The organism is Sulfitobacter sp. R18_1 (genome assembly GCF_017743915.1).
GTDB classification, from domain to species: domain Bacteria; phylum Pseudomonadota; class Alphaproteobacteria; order Rhodobacterales; family Rhodobacteraceae; genus Sulfitobacter; species Sulfitobacter faviae.
The window spans coordinates 143,651-162,985 of sequence record NZ_JAGHRG010000012.1; the positions used below are offsets into that span (position 1 = coordinate 143,651).

Annotated in this window: 18 protein-coding genes; 7 read left to right on the forward strand and 11 right to left on the reverse strand. The window is 63.5% G+C overall.

All coding sequences use genetic code 11. The annotated features are described in order from the left end of the window. Positions 1 to 213: 213 nt before the first annotated feature. From dctP to J7392_RS20775, 3 genes are read right to left on the reverse strand one after another with little or no spacing between them, the layout of a single operon-like run. On the reverse strand, positions 214 to 1,302 hold the full coding sequence (dctP, locus tag J7392_RS20765; RefSeq protein ID WP_067266589.1) for a TRAP transporter substrate-binding protein DctP: 1,089 nt from the start codon (positions 1,300 to 1,302) through the stop codon (positions 214 to 216). Positions 1,303 to 1,321: 19 nt separating this feature from the next. Next, on the reverse strand, positions 1,322 to 2,644 hold the full coding sequence (locus J7392_RS20770) for a TRAP transporter large permease subunit (protein WP_197470951.1): 1,323 nt from the start codon (positions 2,642 to 2,644) through the stop codon (positions 1,322 to 1,324). After that, positions 2,634 to 3,134, reverse strand: a complete 501-nt coding sequence (locus tag J7392_RS20775) for a TRAP transporter small permease subunit (protein WP_348540721.1) — start codon at positions 3,132 to 3,134, stop codon at positions 2,634 to 2,636. The genes J7392_RS20770 and J7392_RS20775 overlap by 11 nt, the downstream gene beginning before the upstream one ends. A gap of 242 nt (positions 3,135 to 3,376) precedes the next feature. On the opposite strand from J7392_RS20775, the gene J7392_RS20780 reads away from it, so the two are divergent. Next, a complete protein-coding gene (locus J7392_RS20780; protein ID WP_209219228.1) occupies positions 3,377 to 4,471 on the forward strand; it encodes a TRAP transporter substrate-binding protein in 1,095 nt (364 codons plus the stop codon). Positions 4,472 to 4,753: 282 nt separating this feature from the next. On the opposite strand, the gene J7392_RS20785 is transcribed toward J7392_RS20780, so the two are convergent. The 8 genes from J7392_RS20785 to J7392_RS20820 all read right to left on the reverse strand — a co-directional run bounded on the left by J7392_RS20785 (position 4,754) and on the right by J7392_RS20820 (position 12,103). Beyond that, on the reverse strand, positions 4,754 to 6,145 hold the full coding sequence (locus J7392_RS20785) for a TRAP transporter large permease subunit (protein ID WP_209219229.1): 1,392 nt from the start codon (positions 6,143 to 6,145) through the stop codon (positions 4,754 to 4,756). After that, positions 6,145 to 6,723 (reverse strand): TRAP transporter small permease subunit, encoded by a 579-nt coding sequence (locus J7392_RS20790; protein ID WP_209219230.1) that lies wholly within the window; start codon positions 6,721 to 6,723, stop codon positions 6,145 to 6,147. The genes J7392_RS20785 and J7392_RS20790 overlap by 1 nt, the downstream gene beginning before the upstream one ends. 141 nt (positions 6,724 to 6,864) lie before the next feature. Further along, entirely contained in the window at positions 6,865 to 7,785 is a 921-nt protein-coding gene (locus J7392_RS20795; RefSeq protein WP_209219231.1) for an isoaspartyl peptidase/L-asparaginase, read from the reverse strand. Then, positions 7,782 to 8,681, reverse strand: coding sequence for a polysaccharide deacetylase (locus J7392_RS20800; RefSeq protein ID WP_209219232.1), 900 nt, complete (start codon positions 8,679 to 8,681; stop codon positions 7,782 to 7,784). Before J7392_RS20800 ends, J7392_RS20795 begins: the two co-directional genes overlap by 4 nt. Beyond that, complete coding sequence (locus J7392_RS20805) at positions 8,678 to 9,430, reverse strand: SDR family oxidoreductase (protein WP_209219233.1); 753 nt, start codon at positions 9,428 to 9,430, stop codon at positions 8,678 to 8,680. The genes J7392_RS20800 and J7392_RS20805 overlap by 4 nt, the downstream gene beginning before the upstream one ends. Next, the gene (locus tag J7392_RS20810) at positions 9,427 to 10,440 is read right to left on the reverse strand and encodes a 2-dehydropantoate 2-reductase (protein ID WP_209219234.1); all 1,014 of its coding nucleotides are present in this window, start codon (positions 10,438 to 10,440) and stop codon (positions 9,427 to 9,429) included. The genes J7392_RS20805 and J7392_RS20810 overlap by 4 nt, the downstream gene beginning before the upstream one ends. Beyond that, positions 10,437 to 11,138 (reverse strand): creatininase family protein, encoded by a 702-nt coding sequence (locus tag J7392_RS20815; protein WP_209219235.1) that lies wholly within the window; start codon positions 11,136 to 11,138, stop codon positions 10,437 to 10,439. The genes J7392_RS20810 and J7392_RS20815 overlap by 4 nt, the downstream gene beginning before the upstream one ends. Next, positions 11,135 to 12,103 (reverse strand): GntR family transcriptional regulator, encoded by a 969-nt coding sequence (locus J7392_RS20820; protein ID WP_247744683.1) that lies wholly within the window; start codon positions 12,101 to 12,103, stop codon positions 11,135 to 11,137. Before J7392_RS20820 ends, J7392_RS20815 begins: the two co-directional genes overlap by 4 nt. 187 nt (positions 12,104 to 12,290) lie before the next feature. On the opposite strand from J7392_RS20820, the gene J7392_RS20825 reads away from it, so the two are divergent. From J7392_RS20825 to J7392_RS20850, 6 genes are all read left to right on the forward strand, one after another. Next, positions 12,291 to 13,862, forward strand: a complete 1,572-nt coding sequence (locus tag J7392_RS20825; RefSeq protein ID WP_209219237.1) for an ABC transporter substrate-binding protein — start codon at positions 12,291 to 12,293, stop codon at positions 13,860 to 13,862. A gap of 75 nt (positions 13,863 to 13,937) precedes the next feature. After that, on the forward strand, positions 13,938 to 14,912 hold the full coding sequence (locus tag J7392_RS20830) for an ABC transporter permease (RefSeq protein ID WP_209219238.1): 975 nt from the start codon (positions 13,938 to 13,940) through the stop codon (positions 14,910 to 14,912). Next, positions 14,912 to 15,844 carry an ABC transporter permease gene (locus J7392_RS20835; protein ID WP_247744684.1) on the forward strand — a complete coding sequence of 311 codons (933 nt, stop codon included), beginning with the start codon at positions 14,912 to 14,914 and terminating at the stop codon, positions 15,842 to 15,844. The genes J7392_RS20830 and J7392_RS20835 overlap by 1 nt, the downstream gene beginning before the upstream one ends. Next, on the forward strand, positions 15,841 to 16,806 hold the full coding sequence (locus J7392_RS20840) for an ABC transporter ATP-binding protein (protein WP_209219240.1): 966 nt from the start codon (positions 15,841 to 15,843) through the stop codon (positions 16,804 to 16,806). The genes J7392_RS20835 and J7392_RS20840 overlap by 4 nt, the downstream gene beginning before the upstream one ends. Then, positions 16,803 to 17,828: an oligopeptide/dipeptide ABC transporter ATP-binding protein gene (locus J7392_RS20845; RefSeq protein WP_209219241.1), complete on the forward strand. Its 1,026-nt coding sequence runs from the start codon at positions 16,803 to 16,805 to the stop codon at positions 17,826 to 17,828. Before J7392_RS20840 ends, J7392_RS20845 begins: the two co-directional genes overlap by 4 nt. Beyond that, positions 17,825 to 19,321 carry a carboxypeptidase M32 gene (locus J7392_RS20850; protein ID WP_209219242.1) on the forward strand — a complete coding sequence of 499 codons (1,497 nt, stop codon included), beginning with the start codon at positions 17,825 to 17,827 and terminating at the stop codon, positions 19,319 to 19,321. The genes J7392_RS20845 and J7392_RS20850 overlap by 4 nt, the downstream gene beginning before the upstream one ends. The last annotated feature ends 14 nt before the right edge of the window (positions 19,322 to 19,335 follow it).

Consider the following 19,335-nt stretch of genomic DNA (forward strand, 5'->3'; position numbering starts at 1 on the left):
CGCCGGGCCATCGCCTGCCCGCCCGGACGGGTAGGCGATTTGGTGAGGCTGGGTGCAACCTCGCGAAAGCAAATCATGGTTGAGGGATAAAGTGGCAGCATCTAGCGTTTGATCGCCGACCCGCGGGCAGGCGATGGCCCTCGATCCTCTTCCCCAAACGCAAAAAAGGCCCGCCATTTGGCGGGCCTTTCCGTTTAAACCTGACGGCTCAAATCACTCCGCGCAGGCGCGGATCTTCTCGATGTCCGGACCATTCGGCGTGCGGCCAAGGTTGAACGGAGCCGACGCGTCACGCCATTTCGCGTAGTCGTTCAGATACTCCAGCTGGCTCAGGTAAACCTTTGCGGAATCGGGGTTCTCGCAGGCGGTCTCTTCGATGGTCTCGTTCGCCATCTCCTGAACCTTGGTCAGCGTCTCGTCATCGTAGCGGTTGATTTCGATGCCCGCGTCGAGGAACTGCTGGTACGCTTCGGTCGCACGCTTCTCGGTGAAGGACAGCGACCAAACGAGGTTGGCCTGCGCCGCAATCTCAAGCGCTTCGCGGGTCTCGTCCGACAGGGCGTCCCATGCGCCTTTGTTGATCATCACACCGAAGATCGACGCCGACTGGTGCCAGCCCGGTGTCGCCCAGTATTTGGTGACCTGCTGGAAACCGCCCGAGAAGTCGACGTTCGGGGTGGAGAATTCCGCGCCATCGATCACGCCGCGCTCAAGCGACTGATAGATTTCGCCACCGGCCATGGAGACCTGCGACCCGCCCAGTTTTTCCAACAGACGGCCCTGCTCCAGACCTGACAGGCGCAGACGCTTGCCCTTGAGGTCTTCCAGCGTGACGATCTGCTCGTTGGTGCGGAAGCCGGATTCGTTGTTGGTCACGCCGTAGGGCAGATAGACCATGCCGAACTTGCCGTAGATCTCGTTATAAAGCTCTTTGCCGCCCCATTGCTCGATCCAGTTGACGTAGTCGACCGCGTTGAACAGGCTCGCCGTGGTCGCCAGCGGCGAGAAGGCAGAGTTGCGGCCCGCCCAGTAACCGGGCCAGTCGGCGCCAGCCTGCACGGTGTTGGATTCAACCGCGCCGAACACTTCGCCCGCGGGCACGAGGGAGCCGCCTTCGAAGAATTCGATGGTGAGGTCATCGCCGGTCAGCTTGTTGGCCAGATCGACGAAATGCTTGTCGATCTCGATTAGTTCCAGCGAAGTGGGCCATGTGGTGGTCATGGTCCAGCTGTCTTGGGCCGCGGCCTGCGTGGCAACGCCCGCGCAGAGTGCCAGACCGGCAAGGGTTGATTTCAATTTCATAATCTCTCTCCTCCGTTGATTATTTTGTATAGAGCGTTTCCGGCAGCCAGGTGACAAGCTGCGGGAACAGGGCGATGGCCACGCACATCATCAGGATCAGACCGATGAAAGGCAGCACGCCGACGATGATATGCGAGGTCTTGACCTCACGCGGGGCAATGGCGCGCAGGTAGAACAGCGCATATCCAAAGGGCGGGGTCAAAAAGGACGTTTGCAGAACCACCGACATCAGGACGACGAACCACAACAGGCTCACGTCCATCTCCTGCACGATCGGCAGGAAGATCGGGAAGGACAGCAGCACGATGCCGGTCCAGTCAAGGAAGGCGCCGAGGATGAAGACGATGAACATCATCATCGCGATCAAGAGCCAAGGCGCCATGTCGAGGTTGCGGATGATCTCCTGCGTGGCGCGCAGACCCCCGGTGATGTTGAACACGCCGGTAAAGGCCGTGGCGCCGACGACGATAAACAGGATCATCGCCGAGGTGCGCCCGGTCTCCAACATCGCGCCGTAGAAGGATGCCCAGCTGAACTTGCCGCGCATGATGACGATGACCAGCGCCAGCGCCGCACCGATGGCGGAAGCTTCGGTCGCCGTGGCGATGCCCGCGAGCAGAGAGCCCAAGATGCCGAGGATCAGAACCAGTGGCGGCACGGCTTCGATCAGCAGCATGCGCACAAGGGCGGGTTTCGAGATTTTCTCATCCGGCTCAACAGCGGGGGCCATATCGGGTCGGACCACGGCGACGACGAAAACCCAGACCGCATAGAGCAGCCCCAGCACCACGCCCGGCACCATGGCGCCGGCGAAAAGCTCACCCACGGAAAGGGGGGAATAGGAGGCCATGAGGATCAGCATGATCGACGGCGGGATCAGAATGCCTAGACAGCCTGAGGCGGCGATGACGCCGGTGGTCAGCGTCGGGCTATAACCATATTGCAGCATCGGGCGCAGGGCCATCACGCCCATCACGGTGATCGAAGCGCCGATGATCCCGGTGGTGGCGGCCAGTAGGATTGAGATAAACACCACCGCCAGCGCAAGACCGCCACGGATGTTCGACATCAAAAGCCGTAGTGATTCGAACATCTTATCCGTCACGCCCGAATCGGACAGGAACCTTGCCATCAAGATAAAGAGCGGAATCGCGATCAGCGTGAAGTTGTCTAGCACATCGCCGAAAATTCGGTTGATGACGATGCCCAGCACCATCGGTTTGCCGGCGATGACAGCGCCTAAAACGGCGGTACCGCCCAGAACGAAGGCCAGTGGGTGGCCCATGAAAAGGCCCAGCAAAAGCAGGCCGAACATGGTGAGAGCAATGAGTTCAGGCGTCACGGGGCAGTTCCTGACGGTTAAGTACGAGTTTCAAAAATTCAGCCACGCCTTGTAGCAACAAAAGACCGGCGGCGAGCGCCATGGCCATTTTCAGCGGATAGACCGGCAGCTGGACTGAGCCATATGTCGTCTCACCTTGGGCATAGGAGCGCATGGCGAATTCATAAGAGCGGGTGGTGAAGATCCACGCGAAGGGGAAGAAAAAGATCACATAGCCCGCCGCTTCGACCCAACGGCGCAGGTTGGGGCCAAGGGTTTCGGTGATCAGGTCGACCCGCACATGGGCCTGATGGCGCAGCGCATAGCCACCCAGCATCACGAAATAGAAGCCATAAAGTTGTTTCGTGACGTCAAAGGCCCAGCGGGTCGGGTCATTCAGCGCATAGCGCATGAAGACGTCATAGATGATGATTGCGGCGAAAATGACGGCGACGACCGACACGATGCGCCCGACGAATTCGTTCATCTGGTCGATGAATTTTATCAAGATCTGAGCCCTCCCTGGCAGCTCGCACATTATTGGCCTTTCTGCCGAAAACAAGGCAAAAGACCATTAATAATGCTGCTTTAAGTAGCACTACGTATGCGGCTTGGGGCGGGATTGTCCAGAAGGTGAAATTTCAATTTGCCTAAGCCATGGACATTTTCGAAAAGCGACGATTATCTGCTGCGCATGGCCCTCCGCGTCGACGTCGGGGGAGGCTAAGCAAATATCCGTTTGGGAGGAAAAACATGGATCGTCGTTCATTTATCCGCAGAGCCGGTGTGATGGGGGCAGGTGCCGCCGCCACGACACTTGCAGCGCCCGCTATTGCGCAGGGCAACATCACCTGGCGCATGGTTACCACATGGCCCAAGAACTTCCCCGGTCTGGGTGTCGGCGCGCAGCGTCTGGCCGACCGGATCACCGCCGCCTCGGGTGGTGAGCTGACCATTCAGGTCTTCTCGGCCGGTGAGATGGTGCCGCCGCTGCAATCGCTCGACGCCGTGATCGACGGCACCGCCGAGATGAGTCACGGTGCCGCCTACTACTGGCAGAACAAATCCCCTGCGCTGTCCTTCTTCACCGGCGTTCCTTACGGCATGACCACGCCGGAACTGACGGCATGGATGCGCTACATGGGCGGTCAGGAAATCTGGGACGAGATTTATGACCAGTTCGGCGTTCAGGGTTTCTTGTCGGGCAACACCGGCACTCAGACCGGCGGCTGGTTCCGCGATGAGCTGAAGAGCCTCGACGACGTCAAAGGCGTGCGCTTCCGGACGCCGGGCCTTGGTGGCCGCGTGTGGGAGAAACTGGGCGCGACCGTGACCAACATGGCCGCGGGCGAGATCTTCCAAGCGCTGCAGTCGGGCACGCTCGACGCTGCGGAATTCGTCGGCCCCTACAACGATCTGGCGCTCGGCTTCCATCAGGTGGCCAAGAACTACTACATGCCGTCCTTCGTGGAATCGGGTCTGGCGACCGAGCTTGTCGTCGACAAGAAGAAGTATCAAGAACTGCCGGAGAACCTGCAGGCGATCATCCGTGACGTGAGCCAGGCGGAGTACGACCAAGTCGCTGCGGACTTCTACGCCAACGACCCGCGCGCGCTGAAGACCTTGCAGGAAGAGCATGGCGTGACCGTGCGCAACTTCCCCGACGACATCATGGAAGCCGGCGCCAAGGCCTCGGTCGAAGTGGTCGAAGAACTGCGCAACAGCGACGACCCACTGGTCAAGAAGACCGCCGAGAGCTTTGTCGAAGCGCTGAACCTCGTCCGTACCCGGACCGAGAACATCGACAGCCCCTATGTGCAGGCGCGTCAGAAGTTCCTGAAGTACTGAGCTTCGCGTTAAGCGATGTGGAAAGGCCCGGTGGAAACGCCGGGCCTTTTTCTATGAAACGACGGTCTCAGACCTGTCCCGCCCGGTGGCACACCGGGCATCGCCCTCCCTCCCCCCGGAGGGCGATTTTGCATCGTTTCGACAGCCGGATCGGTTGGCGAGATGGGCACCGGCGCAGCCCCTTTCACGGGTTCGATCGCCCACCAGGGAGGGCGATGCCCTTACCGCTCAACCAAAAAGGCCCGGCATTGCTGCCGGGCCTTTGAACGTCGGGGGACTATCTCACCCCGCGATCACCTTAGGCAACCAAGTCACGATCTGCGGGAAGGCAAAGAGGATCGCAATCGCCACCACCTGCAACATCACGAAGGGCAGGATACCTTTGTAAATCGCGCTGGTTGGCAGATCCGCCGGGGCCACCCCGCGCAGATAGAACAGCGCAAAGCCGAAGGGCGGCGTCAGGAAGGATGTCTGCAAGTTCACCCCGACCAAGACGCCCAGCCAGATCGGATCGATGTCCAGCATCAACAGCACCGGCGCCGTGATCGGGATCACGATAAAGATGATCTCAAAGGTATCGAGGATGAAGCCCAAGAAGAACATGATGATCATCACCACCGCCACCGCCGCCAAAGGGCCGCCGGGCAGGTTGCTGAGGAACTCATGCACCAGATTATCGCCGCCCATCATGCGGAACACGATGGAAAAGACCGAAGCCCCCAGCAGAATGACAAAGACCATGCTGGTGATCGTGGCCGTGGCGATCATCGTCTCCCGCAGGATGCGGAAGGACAGCCGCCAGCGCATGGCCGCAAGCACCATCGCCCCCACGGCACCGACAGAGGCCGCCTCGGTCGGGGTGGCGATGCCGCCGAGGATCGACCCCAGCACGGCGAGGATCAGCAAGAGCGGCGGCATCAGGGCGACAAAGAAATCCCGTACCAGTTGGCTTTTCTCATCCGCCGGAACCGGCGTCGCGGGGCAGGAGGCGGGCGCGGTCGCGGCTTTGAACAGAACGTAGCTCAGGTAAAGCGAAACCAGCAAAATCCCCGGCAACAGCGCCCCGGCGAAAAGATCCCCCACAGAGACGGGCGTGGGGGCAAAGTTGCCCTTGGCCATCTGGACCTGAGAGTTAATGCCCGAAAGCATGTCGCCCATGAAGATCAACACGGTGGAGGGCGGAATGATCTGCCCCAAGGTGCCGCTGGCGCAGATGACCCCGGTGGCAAGCTTGGGGTCATAGCCCGCCCGCAACATCGCGGGCAGAGAGATCAGGCCCATGGTGACAACCGTGGCCCCTACGACGCCGGTGGATGCCGCGAGCATCGCGCCCACCAGCACCACCGAAATCCCCAAACCGCCGCGCATATTGCCGAAAAGTTTGCCCATGGTGAGCAAAAGCTGCTCGGCGATCTGACTGCGTTCCAGCATCACCCCCATGAAGATAAAGAGCGGCACGGCGACCAGGACTTCGTTGGTCATAAAGCCGATGTAGCGGTTCGGCAGCGAGCCGAAGTTCGAGGGATCGAACACGCCGAACCCCATGCCCACGGCGCCAAACAGCAGCGACACGCCCGCAAGGGTGAAAGCCACCGGAAAGCCGAGCAGCAAAAAGCCGATCACGCCAAAGAACATAAGCGCGGCGAGCATTTCGCCAATAAAAATCGGATCCATCAAACGGCTCCCTGCGGATGGTCTGCGGGGATTTGGTCCCGGCTGTATTGCATGGATTTGGGCACCAGATCAGCATTGCCGCTGAGCACGAGAATGGAGCGGATGATCCATGCAATCCCTTGAATTGCGAGTAGAAATGCGAAGCCGATGATGAAGGCTTTGAGAATATAAAGCCCCGGCATGCCGCCCACATTGGCCGACCCTTCCTGATAGCCCCAAGCGCGGATCACGAAGGGGATCGAATAGGTGTAGACGATCCAGCAGAAGGGCAGCAGAAAGACGATGACGCCGATCAGGTCGATCAGTGCGCGGCGGGCCATGGTGGCGGGGCGGTAGAAGATGTCGACGCGCACATGGTCATCGCGCAGCAGCGCAAAACCGGCCACGGCCGTGAACATCGCACCGTTAAGCCAGATATAAAGGTCTTGCATCCAAACGAAGCTGATCGCGAAGACATAGCGCTGCACGACCACGGTGAAACAGACCAACACGATGCCGAGTGCGAGCCATGAGAAGAGATTGCCGATGACCAAGTTCACCGCGCAGATCACCCTGGCAATTGCTGCTAAAAAACGCACCTTGTCCCCTCTCCCGTCAAGTTCGTTTGATCGTCAATCAAAGGGAGGGGACAAAATGTCAAGATTTAGATGGCGGGCGGCTCTTCCCGGCGGCATTTGTCGCCTTCCCGTGGCAGGAAGGCAACCGAAGGGCCGCGCCGCTCAATAGATACTGGTCTCGGGCGCGCTGCCTTTACGAACCATGCCGCGGTACATGCCCTGCGAGTTGAAGGGCATGGCGATATTGCCCGCCGCGTCCACCGCGATGACCCCGCCCGAGCCGTCGTTGGGTGCCAGATCCTGCATCACCACATGTTCGGCGGCGGTGGCCAGATCCTCGCCCGCGTGCCGCATCCGCGCGGCGATCTCCCCGGCGGCGTTCCAGCGGATGAAGATTTCGCCATGCCCGGTGGCAGAGACCGCGCAGGTCGCGTTGTCGGCAAAGGTACCCGCGCCGATCATCGGCGTGTCGCCGACGCGGCCCGGGGCCTTGGCGGTCATGCCTCCCGTGGAGGTGGCGGCGGCGATGTTGCCCGCCGCGTCGCGCGCCACGGCTCCCACGGTGCCATGCCGCCGCGCCGGATCGTCCGAAACCTCGCCGCGGGCACGCATCTCGAGCGTCGCCTGCAAGGCATCCCAGCGGGACTGGGTGAAGAAATAGTCACGGTCGGCGAACTCGAGGCCCGCCTCCCGCGCGATCTCTAGCGCGTTGGGGCCGATGAGGGTGACATGCTCGGTCCGTTCCATAACGGCGCGCGCCAGTTTCACCGGGTTCTTCGGCCCGAAAACACCGGCGACCGAGCCCGCGCGCCGGTCGGCGCCATCCATCACGGCGGCGTCCATCTCCTGCACGCCCTCGGAGGTATAGACCGCGCCGCGCCCTGCGTTGAACAGCGGCTCGTCCTCCAGCGCGCAAACCGCGGCCACCACCGCGTCCATCGCGCTGCCACCGTCGCGCAGCACCGCTTCGCCCGCCTCCAGCGCCCGGGCGAGACCGTCGTGATAGGCGGCCTCCTTCTCGGGCGTCATGTTTTCCTTGAGGATGGTTCCGGCACCGCCGTGAATGGCAAGGGAATAGGTCATTTGTGTCCTTTCAATCCGGCCTGTTCGGCGCAATAGGCGGCGATCTCGGCATGGGTGGCGATCCAGCAATCGCCGCGGGATTTGATGTGGTCGATCAGCTCGTCGAGAATGAAGATGCGCGAGCGGTAGCCTGTCACATGCGGGTGCATGGTCAAGAGGAAGAGCCCGCCCTCGTCATAGGCCCCGTCGAACTCGCGCCGGAAAATGTCGAGCACATCCGCGGGCGGCGTATAGGGCCGCTGCGCGCCAAAACGGTTCATCATGAAATAGACGGCGTCGTCGCGGATCCACTCCACGGGGAGTTCCACGATGCCAGTCGACTCGCCCTTCTCGACGATCTCGTAAGGGTCGTCGTCCGAGAACAGGGAGCTGTCGTAGAGAAGCCCCATCTCGCGGGCGATCGAGAGCGTGTGGGCGCTGTAGTCCCAGGACGGGGTGCGCATGCCGACGGGGCGGGTGCCGGTGATCTTTTCCAGCGTGTCCGAGGCGCGCAGCATCAGATCGCGTTCAGCCTCCGGCGGCACCTGCGTATTGCGCTCGTGGATCCAGCCGTGAAGGCCGATCTCGTGGCCCTCCTCGGCGAGGCTGCGCTGCTCCTCGGGGTGCAGCAGGGCCGAGACGGCGGGTACGAAGAAGCTCGCCTTCACCCCATGCCGGTCGAGCACGCGGCGAATGCGGGGGATGCCGCGGCGCGCGCCGTATTCGCCCCAGCCGAGGCGCGCAATGCTTGTGCCGCCGTCGCGTAGCTCGTTGGTTTCGTGATCGCTGTCGAAACTCAGCGCCACGGCACAGCGCGCGCCGCCGGGCCAGGATTTCGGCAGCAGGTTCTGCCCGGCACGGACCTGTTCGACCAGCCCGCGCCATTGCGGCTCGTCCCATTCATGCGGCTCGCTCATGCGTGGCCTCCGTCGACGGAAAGGATTTGGCCCGTGATCCAACCGGCGCGGTCGGAGCAAAGGAAGGTGACCGCATCCGCGATGTCCTGCGCGCGGCCCAAGCGGCGCATGTGGATGCCGCCGATGATCTGTTTCTGCCGCTCGGGGCCGAAGGCGTCCCATTGCTTTTCCGTCGAGGGGTTCGACAGGACAAAGCCGGGCGCCACGGAATTCACGGTGATGCCCTGCGGCCCAAGCTCGAGCGCGAGCTGCTTGGTCAGGCCCACAAGCGCATGTTTCGCCGCCGCATAGGCCTGGATGCCGGTAAGGCTGGGCTTCAGCCCCGCGCCGGAGGAGATCGTTACGATCCGGCCTGCGCCTGCCTTCTTCATCGCGGGAGCGAAGCCTTGGGCGCACCACATGGCGGCATCGACATTGGCCTCAAAAATTGCCTGCCAGTCGGCCTCGCCGATCACCTCCAAAGGGCGTCCGATCTGACCGCGCACGCCGCCGGCGGAGGTCACCAGCCCGTCGATCCGTCCGTGCCGTTCGAGGATCTCAGCGCAGAGCGCGTGGGTCGTTTCGCGGTTGCCCAGATCGCCGCTATGCAGCGTGATGCCCTCGGCCTCCAACGGGGCAAGGCCCTCGGCATCGATGTCCATCGCGGCCACGGTGGCCCCGGCGGTGCGCAGCTCGGACAGGATCGCCGCACCGATGCCCTGTGCCGCGCCTGTCACGGCAAAGACCTTGCCGGTCAAATCGATCTTCATGCCGCCACCAACAGGTCGACGAGGTCGGCGGATTGTTCGCGCTTGCCGTCCTCGATGTCGTGGATAAGCTCGACCATGCGCGCCAGTGTCGGCACCGCGATACCTGCCTCCCGGCCCAAGTCGACCATAACCCCGATCTGCGCGTCGACCTCGGTCTTGCGCTTGCGCACCGCGAGGTCGCGCCAGATGCCCGAGTGGGTCTTGGCGGTCTTGCGGTTGTGGGCGATCATCTTCTCCATCGCGACATCGATGGCGGCGGTATCGTTCTCGCGGAAGGCTTCCGGATCGAACCCGTTGAAGCCGAGGGGGGAGATGCCCTCATGCGCGGCCAGTGTCATCACCTCGTGGCCAAGCGCGCGGTAGGCGGCGCGGTGTTCGGGCCGCGCCATGGCGTCGGACATGCTGTCGGGGGTGAGCGCGGTGCAAAAGAGCAGCGCGCCGTAACCCATCTTGCCCCAGAGGTAGCCCCAGATGTTGTCGGTCGCCACGGCCTCGGGCTCGACCAGTTTCAACAGTCCATGCACGTCGGCCACGCGGTCGCTCATGCTGCCATCCAATTCGCCCACTGCGACAGCGGCGCGGTTGCCGAAGAGGATGCGGCCCGGCTCCAACCAGTCGGCGCCGTAGTTGACGAAACAGCCCACCGTGTTCTCGGCCCCGATGCGCGCGGCGATGACCTTTTCGTTGAGCCCGTTCTGGGCCGAGACGACATAGCCGCCCGGCGCGAGATGCGGGGCAAGCATCTCCAAAGCGGCGGCAGTGTGGTGCGCCTTCACGCAGAGGAAAATGCGGTCGTATTTGCCAGTCAGTTCGTCCGGCGTGCTGGCCGGGAGGATTTGGGCAAATGCTTCGACCGGGCCTTCAATGCGCAGCCTGCTGCTGCGCATCGCCTCGACATGCTCTTCCACGACATCGACCATATGCACGGCATGACCCGCGCGGGCGAAATAGGCGCCGAGGATGCCGCCGATGGCACCGGCGCCCCAGATCAGGATCGGGGTCTCGCTCATGCCCAGTCCCCCTCGAGCTGCGCGCGGGTCTCGCGCACGGCGATCTCCCACAGGCGGTCGGTATCGGCGTCGGGTTTCTGGTAGACGCCGCCGTAGTTGCCGTCGCCGATGAGCGCGCGCACGCCGGCGGCGTTGCGGTCGCGCAGGCGATCGAAATCGACGAAGGGTTTCTGCTCGCCAGGCAGCTCGCGGCCGGGAAGGCGGGTCCAGGGGAAGTTCTCCATCCAGGATGCATGGGAGGCGACGGGGTCGATCTCCTGCACGCAGTTCCAGGTCTCGGGCGCACGCCACCAGTCATGGAAGCGGCAGCGGGCGCCTTCGTTGGCCTCCATCCACTCCATCGTGACGGGCTGCACCGGGCTGTTGCCGCCATGGCCGTTGACGATCAGCACGCGGCGGAAGCCGGTGGCATAGAGACTGTCGAGGATGTCACGCAGAAGCGCCGCATAGGTCGAAAGCTTCAGCGAGACCGAGCCGGGGAAGCCCATGAAATAGGGCGTCAGACCATAGGCCACGGCCGGAAACACTGGCACGCCCAGAGGTTCGGCGGCATCGGCGGCGACCTTCTCCGACAGGATCGAATCGACCGAGAGGCTGAGATAGGCGTGCTGCTCGGTGCTGCCCAAGGGGAGGACGCAGCGGTCGTCGGTCTTGAGGTATTCTTCGATCTCGAACCAATTGCTTTTGGATATCTTCATTCTTCGGCGGCCTTTGTGGATTTGAGAGAGGCCCGGCATGTCTCAATGGCGGGCAGGATTTCTGAACGGATGGCGTGTACGTCTGGGGTGTGACGGTATTCAAAAGCGGTCTGCTCGGCGCGCAAGGCGCCACGAAGGTAGTCGGCACCGGTGGCATAGATGACCACATCTGCCTCGCGCATGGCCGATGACAGGCCATTCTCGTCACGAACCTTCATGGTCAACTGCGTGACATGGGGGGCAAACCGCAGGATGCCCGCTTTCATGATCGTAACGAAGCCGGGAAAATAGGAGTAAGCGAGCGTCTTGGCGTCGGGCGGGATTGAGGCCAGCGCCACGCGGGTCGCTTCATTGGGGATGAGCGTCAGGCCCAGCACCTCGACATTCGGCAAGATTTCTCGCGTTTTGGACAGCAGAGTTTTGGGCGCGATAATCAGGTCGATGTCCATGGGCGGATTGGGTGCAATCTCATCCAGAACGGCGGCGTCGATCTCATCGCCCTCGGGCAGATGCTGGCGCAGTTCATCTGCATAAGCGCGGGTTGCGTCGATGAAATTGCCGACCATCAGGATGCGCAGCGGGCGCGGGCTGGCGCTGCTGGCCATGGAAATGCGCACAGCCAGTTCCGACGCGCTGACGCCACAGGATTTCGCAAGGCTCAACAGTTCAGCGATCTGTTGATCAAGCTGCCGAAAGCGCCCGTCGTGGGCGCGGCTGCCACCGCCGCTGACGAATGTACCCGAGCCGACGCGCCCCTCGACCAACCCCGAGGATTGCAGCGCGGCGTAGACATTGCTGACCGTGACCGGGGAAATCTTCATCCGTGCGGCCAAAGCGCGGACCGAGGGCAGGCGCGCGTCGGAGGGCAATTCGCCCGACGCGATCCCGAATTCCAGCGCTCCGCGGAGCTGAACGGAAAGAGATACGGACGAGCTGCGATCCATCGCCTGTACGATTCGATCCATTGCCCGTTCAAATTTTGCCTGTTTGTCACTCATGTCTGTAACACTGCCTCAAAATCCATGGCGCGACAAGCTTATATATTGGGCTTATACGGCTTGCGAAGGTTGCAATGTTACATATTTGTGTTGACCGTCACAATTATAGCTGTCTAGTGTAACTGCAAGATATAACACATGGAGGTTTTGACCAATGAAGAAGCTTACCCTGAAATCCGCCGTCGCCGCATTGGCGTTGATCGCTGCCGCGCCAGCAGCGATGGCCGCCGATCTGGTGATCGGCCTGCGCGCCGGCCCGGATTCGATTGACCCGCATTGGTCGACCTTGGGCTCGCAGGCCGAAGCCCTGCGCCATGTCTTCGACACGCTCGTCGACGTGGACGAGAAGCTGCAGTTGAAGCCCGGCCTCGCCGTCAGCTGGGAGCCGATCGACGACACCACATGGGAATTCAAGATGCGCGAAGGCGTGAAATTCCATGACGGTACCGACTTCACCGCCGAGGACGTAAAATTCTCGATCGAGCGCATTCCGGAAGTGACCGGCCCGATGCCGATGACCCTCTACACCAAATATGTCGACAGCGTCGAAGTGGTCGATGACTACACCCTGCGCGTGAAGACCAAGGGCATGGCGCCGTCGCTGCCCAACGACTTCACCCGCCTCTTCGTCGTGCCGTCTGAGACCGGCATGGAAGCGGGCAACGAGGAGTTCAACTCGGGCGAGAAGGCGATCGGCACCGGTCCCTATACCTTCGTCTCTTGGCAGCCCAAAGGCGATCTGGTGCTTGAGCGTTTCGACGACTACTGGGGCGGTCAGGCCACGTGGGAGACCGTCACCCGCCGCGAAATCCCCGAGGACACCTCGCGCGTCGCGGCCCTGCGTTCGGGTGAGGTTGACCTGATCAACTACGTTCCCGCCTCCGACTACCTCGCGATGAAGAACGATGGCGACATCGAAACATTCGTGTCTGACTCGGTCTATATCCTGAACATCGCGCCGTCGGTGAAGGACGAAGAGCCGCAGCCGATCAAGGTCAACGGCGAAGAGGTCGAGGGCAACCCGCTGCAGGATCTGCGCGTGCGCAAGGCGCTGGACCTGGCGATCAACCGCGACGTGCTGGTCAACGTGGTGCTCGAAGGTCTGGGCACGCCCGCCAACCAGCTGATGCCCGAAGGCTTCTTCGGCTACAGCCCGGAACTGGGCGAGCGCGAATATGACATCGAGAAGGCCAAGGAACTGCTGGCCGAAGCCGGCTACCCCGAGGGTTTCGAGATCGATTTCACCTGCACCAACAACCGCGTGCCCGGCGATGCCGTGGTCTGCGAGGCGCTGGCGCAGATGTGGTCGCGTCTGGGTCTCAAGGTGAACGCACAGGCGCTCAATGGCACGGTCTTCTTCCCCGCCGCCGCGCGTGAGGAATACACCATGACCATGTCCGCTTGGGGCACGCTGACCGGTGAGGCCGCCTATACCTACGGCGCGCTGGTGCACACCAAGGACCCCGAGAAGGGCTTCGGCAACTTCAACCGCGCGGGCTATTCCAACCCCGAGTTCGACAAGGTCTTCGGCGAAGGCGCCCAGACCCTCGACCCGGAAGCGCGCAAGAAGCTCTATGAAGAGGCCTCCTTCATCGCGATGGAAGATCGCGCGCTGATCCCGACGGTGATCCTGCAGACCGTCTGGGCGGCCAATGCCGACACCATCGAGATGACGCCCCGCGTCGATCAGGAAACCCGCGCCTATGCGATCACCCCGGTCGAATAAGGCGGCATAACGCACCGGGCGCCCGCTGCTTGCCGGCGGGCGCCTCTATTTTTCAAGTCTGATGGGCGAGGTCGAATGCTCAGCTATTTTGTAACCCGGTTGGCACAGGCGGTTGTCGTGGTCTTTGCCATGTCGGTGATCGTCTTTGTCGGCGTCTTTGCCATCGGCAATCCGATCGACGTGATGATCGATCCGGGCGCCACCGCCGAGATCCGCCAGAAGCTGATCGAGCAATACGGGCTCGATCAACCGCTGGTCGTGCAGTACTGGACCTTCCTCAAGAACGTGGCCCAGGGCGATCTGGGCACCTCGATGGTCTATAACATTCCGGTCGTCGACCTCGTCTTCTCGCGCTTTCCCGCCACGCTGGAGCTGGTGCTGACCTCGGTGCTGATCGCCGTGGGCGTGGGCATTCCCGCCGGTCTCTGGGCCGGCTACCGCCCCGAGAGCCTCGGCGCCAAGATGATCATGGCGCTCTCGGTTCTGGGCTTCTCCGTGCCGACCTTCTGGATCGGCATGCTGCTGATCATGGGCTTCGCGGTGGAACTCGGCTGGCTGCCCTCGGGCGGGCGCGGGGACGAGGCGACCTTCCTTGGCATCACCTCCTCGCTCTTCACGCCCGATGGTTGGAGCCATGTCATCATGCCCGCGATCAACCTGTCGCTGTTCAAGATGGGCCTGATGATCCGTCTGACCCGCGCCGGCATGGTCGAGGCCATGGGCACCGATTACGTCAAGTTCGCCCGCGCGCAGGGCCTGCCGGACCGGCAGATCGTCTTCCGCCACATCCTGCGCAACATCTCGATCCCGATCGTCACGGTGCTGGGGCTTGAGCTTGGCTCGACGCTGGCCTTCGCGGTGGTGACCGAGAGCGTGTTCAACTGGCCCGGCGTTGGCAAGCTGATCATCGACTCGATCCTGCAACTCGACCGGCCGGTGATGGTCTCTTACCTTATCATGGTCGTGATCCTCTTTGTCCTCATCAACCTCGTGGTTGATCTGGTCTACGCCCGACTGGACCCGCGGGTCCGCCTGAAAGGAGGCGCATGATGCCCGAGATCGTCGCTGAAAACACCATGGCCGTGCCCTCGGCCCCGCCGGTGGAGACCCGCGCCGAGCGGCTGCGCAACTTCTGGTCGGACTTCCGCGAAAGCTGGGTCGCCGTGGGCGCGCTCATCGTGATCGGCCTGCTGTTGTTTTTGTCCTTCGGCGCGCCGCTGGTCTCGCCGCAGGATCCCTATGACATGGCCGCGCTCGACTGGCTCGACGCCTTCCTGCGGCCGGGCACCGAAGGCTCGGGCGGCTACGTCCATCTGCTGGGCACCGACAACGCGGGCCGCGACATGCTCTCGGCCATCTTCTACGGGCTGCGCACCAGCTTCGTGATCGGCCTGTCCGCCGGGGCGCTGGCGCTGCTGGTGGGCATCGCCGTGGGTCTCACGGCGGCCTATTTCGGGGGGCGGATCGAAGCGTTGTTGATGCGTGTCGTCGATCTACAACTTTCAATGCCCGCGATCCTGCTGGCATTGGTGCTGGTGGCGATGCTGGGGCAGGGGATCGGTCAGATCATCCTCGCCCTCGTCGTCGCGCAATATGCCTATTTCGCGCGCACCACCCATGGCGCAGCCAAGGTCGAACGCGGCAAAGATTATATCGAGGCCGCGCGCTCCACCCCGCTGCCGACGCATCGGGTGCTTTTCAAGCACCTGCTGCCCAACGTGCTGCCGCCGCTCATCGTCGTGGCCACGGTGCAGGTGGCGAGCGCAATCGCGCTGGAGGCCACGCTGTCCTTCCTTGGCGTGGGCCTGCCGCTCACTGAACCTTCGCTGGGATCGCTGATCTCCAACGGGTTCAAATACATCCATTCGGACCGCTACTGGCTGTCGATCTATCCCGGATTGGCGCTGATGGTGACCGTTGTCGCAATCAACCTCGTGGGCGATCAGGTCCGCAAGGTGCTCGACCCGAGGAACAGCCGATGAGCGCCGCACTGGAGGTCAGGGGACTGACCACGCAATTCAGCACCCGCAAGGGGCATGTCACCGCCGTCAAAGAGGTGAGCTTTTCGGTCCAGCCGGGGCGCATCCTCGGGCTGGTGGGCGAGAGCGGCTCGGGCAAGAGCGTCACCGGGTTTTCGATCATGGGGCTCATCGACGAACCCGGTCGGATCACCGCAGGCGAGGTTCTGGTGCAGGGCACCGACATGCGCAGCCTCAGCGCCGAGGGCCGACGCCAGATGCGGGGCCGCAATGTCTCGATGGTGTTTCAGGACCCGATGATGACCCTCAACCCCGTGCTGCGGGTGGGCGACCAGATGGCCATGGCGGTGCGCGTGCACGACAAGCTCAGCAAGGCCGCCGCATGGGACCGCGCTCGCGAGGCGCTGGAGATCGTCGGCATCCCGGCCCCCGCCGAGCGTCTGCAGGCCTATCCGCACCAGCTCTCGGGCGGGATGCGCCAGCGCGTCGCCATTGCCACGGCCCTGCTGCACCGCCCCGCCGTGATCCTCGCCGATGAGCCGACCACCGCGCTCGACGTCTCGATCCAAGGCCAGATCCTCGCCGAGGTGCGGCGGCTGGCGGATGAGACCGGCACGGCCATCGTCTGGGTCACCCATGACCTCGCCGTGGTCTCTTCGCTCGCCGACGACATCGCGGTGATGTACGCAGGCCGGATCGTCGAAAGCGGCAGCGCCGAGGAGGTCATCGCCCATCCGCGCCATCCCTACACGCGCGGGCTGATCGACTCGGTCCCCGGCCTGCATGAACCGGGCCGCGATCTGCCGCAGATCCCGGGCTCGACCCCGCAGCTGGCGAACCTGCCCTCGGGCTGCCCGTTCCGCCCGCGCTGCCCGCGCGCAACCGAGGTTTGCGCGACGATCCCACCCAATACTGGAACCGAGGCACATTCCGTCCTGTGCCACCATCCGATCGAGGCCACATGACCGATCCCATTCTGAAAATTGACGGCGTCTCCAAGCGGTTCACCCGTAAGCCGGGGCTGGTCGTTCGGGGGCTGGACCGCCTGTCGGGGCGCGACTCCACCCAGACCGTTCACGCGGTCAACGACGTTACCTTAAGCGTTCCGCGCGGCGAGGTGCTGGGCATCGTGGGCGAAAGCGGCTGCGGCAAGTCCACGCTGGGGCGTGTCGTTTCTGGCATCTACGCGCCGAGCGCGGGCAGCGTCACGCTCGAAGGCAAGCCGGTGGCGCGCGACCATCGCGGCAATGTCGACAAGCTCACCACCCGCGTGCAGATGATCCACCAAGACCCTTTCGCGAGCCTTAATCCGCGCATGAAGGTGGGCGAGATTATCGCCGAAGGGCCGCGCATCCATGGGTTGATCCCCGCGCGCGAGGTGCAGGACCGCGTGCGCAGCCTGCTCGAACAGGTGGGGCTGGAGGGCGCCTATGCCAACCGCCTGCCGCACCAGTTCTCCGGCGGGCAGCGCCAGCGCGTCGCCATTGCCCGGGCGCTGGCGATGCAGCCCGAGCTTCTGGTGCTGGACGAGGCCGTGGCCTCGCTCGACGTCTCCATCCAGGCGCAGGTGCTGAACCTCTTCATGAAGCTGCGGCGCGAGTTGGACCTCACCGCGCTGTTCATCAGCCACGACCTGTCGGTCGTGCGCCACGTCTGCGACCGGGTGGCGATCATGTACCTCGGCCGCGTGGTCGAGACCGCGCCGGCGGATGAACTCTACGCCAAGCCGCTGCATCCTTATACCGAGGCGCTCTTTGCCTCCGTGCCGACCCTCGGCACCGGGCGCGCCAACTTCCACCCGATCAAAGGCGAGATCCCCTCGCCGATCAACCCGCCAAAGGGCTGTGCCTTCCACCCGCGCTGCCCGCTTGCGGGGCCGCGTTGCAAGGTGGAGGTGCCGCGCCTCGTGAACCCGAAAGACACCCGCAGCGTCGCCTGCCACCTGCACGACGGGGGCACCGGCGCCGAAACAGGAGCAGCCGCATGAGCCTGACCCTGACCGACCGCGTGGGGCGTCTGAACGACGTGCTCGTCTCGGTAAACCTGCTGAACTGGGACGCGCGGGTGATGATGCCCAAGAGCGGGGCCGAGACGCGCGGCCACCAGATCGCGACGCTTCTGGGCATCGCGCGTGAGATGATCCTCGACCCCGAGATGGGCAAGGCGGCGGAGGCGGTCTTGAACAGCGACGCGCCCGAGATCGAACGCCGCGCCGCGCAATCGGTGCAGGAGGCGCGCACCCATCACGCCCGCATCCCCGCAGCCCTGCTGCGCCGGCAGGCCGAGCAATCGATCACCGCCGGTGCCGCCTGGACCGAGGCCTGCCGCACCGGCGATTTCGCCCTGTTCCAGCCGCATCTGCAAAGCATCGTCGATCTGGCGCGCGAGAAGGCTGAGGCGCTTGGCTATGACGGCCACCCCTACGACCCGATGGCCGATGTGTTCGAGCCCGGCGCCACCGCGATGCAGCTCACCCGGTTCTTCGATCAGCTCCGCGACGGCATCCGCCCGATCCTCGACGCGGCCCTCGCCCGGCCCGCGCCGCGCAGCGATTTCCTGTTCCGCGACTATCCCGTGGCGGGCCAGCAGGCCTTCTGCGCTTATATCGCCGAGGCCTTGGGCTATGACATGGACCGCGGGCGTCTCGACACAGCGGTGCATCCTTTCGAGATCTCCATGACCCGCAACGACGTGCGGATCACCTCGCGCTGGAACCCGAACTACCTGCCGATGTCGATCTTCGGCACGATCCACGAGGCGGGCCATGCGCTCTACGAGATGGGTGCCGATCCGGCGCTCACGCGCGGGGCGCACGCGACGGACATGATCGGGCTTTATGCCGTGGCGGGCACCAGTTTCGGGATGCACGAAAGCCAGTCGCGCCTTTTGGAGAACCACATCGGCCGCTCGCCCGCCTTCTGGGCAGTGCATTACGGACGCCTGCGTGACACCTTCCCCGAGCAGTTGGGCGACGTGAGCGAGGAAGAATTCGTCGCCGCGATCAACCGCGTCTCCCCCGGTCTCACCCGGGTCGAGGCGGACGAGCTCACTTACGATCTGCATGTCATGCTGCGGGTGAAGATCGAGATGGCGCTGATGGACGGCTCGCTGAAGGTCGCCGACGTGCCCGAGGCCTGGGACGCGGCGATGCGTGAGGATCTCGGGCTGGAGGTGCCGGACGACGGGGCGGGCTGTTTGCAGGACGTGCATTGGTCGCACGGCTACATCGGCTCCTTCCCGACCTATACCGTGGGCAATTCCACCGCCGCGCAGATCATGGCGCATCTGGATGCCACGAAGCCAGAAGTGCGCGCAGGCGTCACGGCGGGAGACTACGCCCCATTGCAGGCGGCGCTCGGTGATCTCGTCTGGCAGCACGGGCGTTCGCGCAGCCGGGCCGAGATCCTTGCCGGGATCGGGGCAGGGGCCTACGACCCGACGGCCTATCTGGCCTATCTGGAAGCCAAGTTCGGCAGGTGATGAGGGGGGCAGTT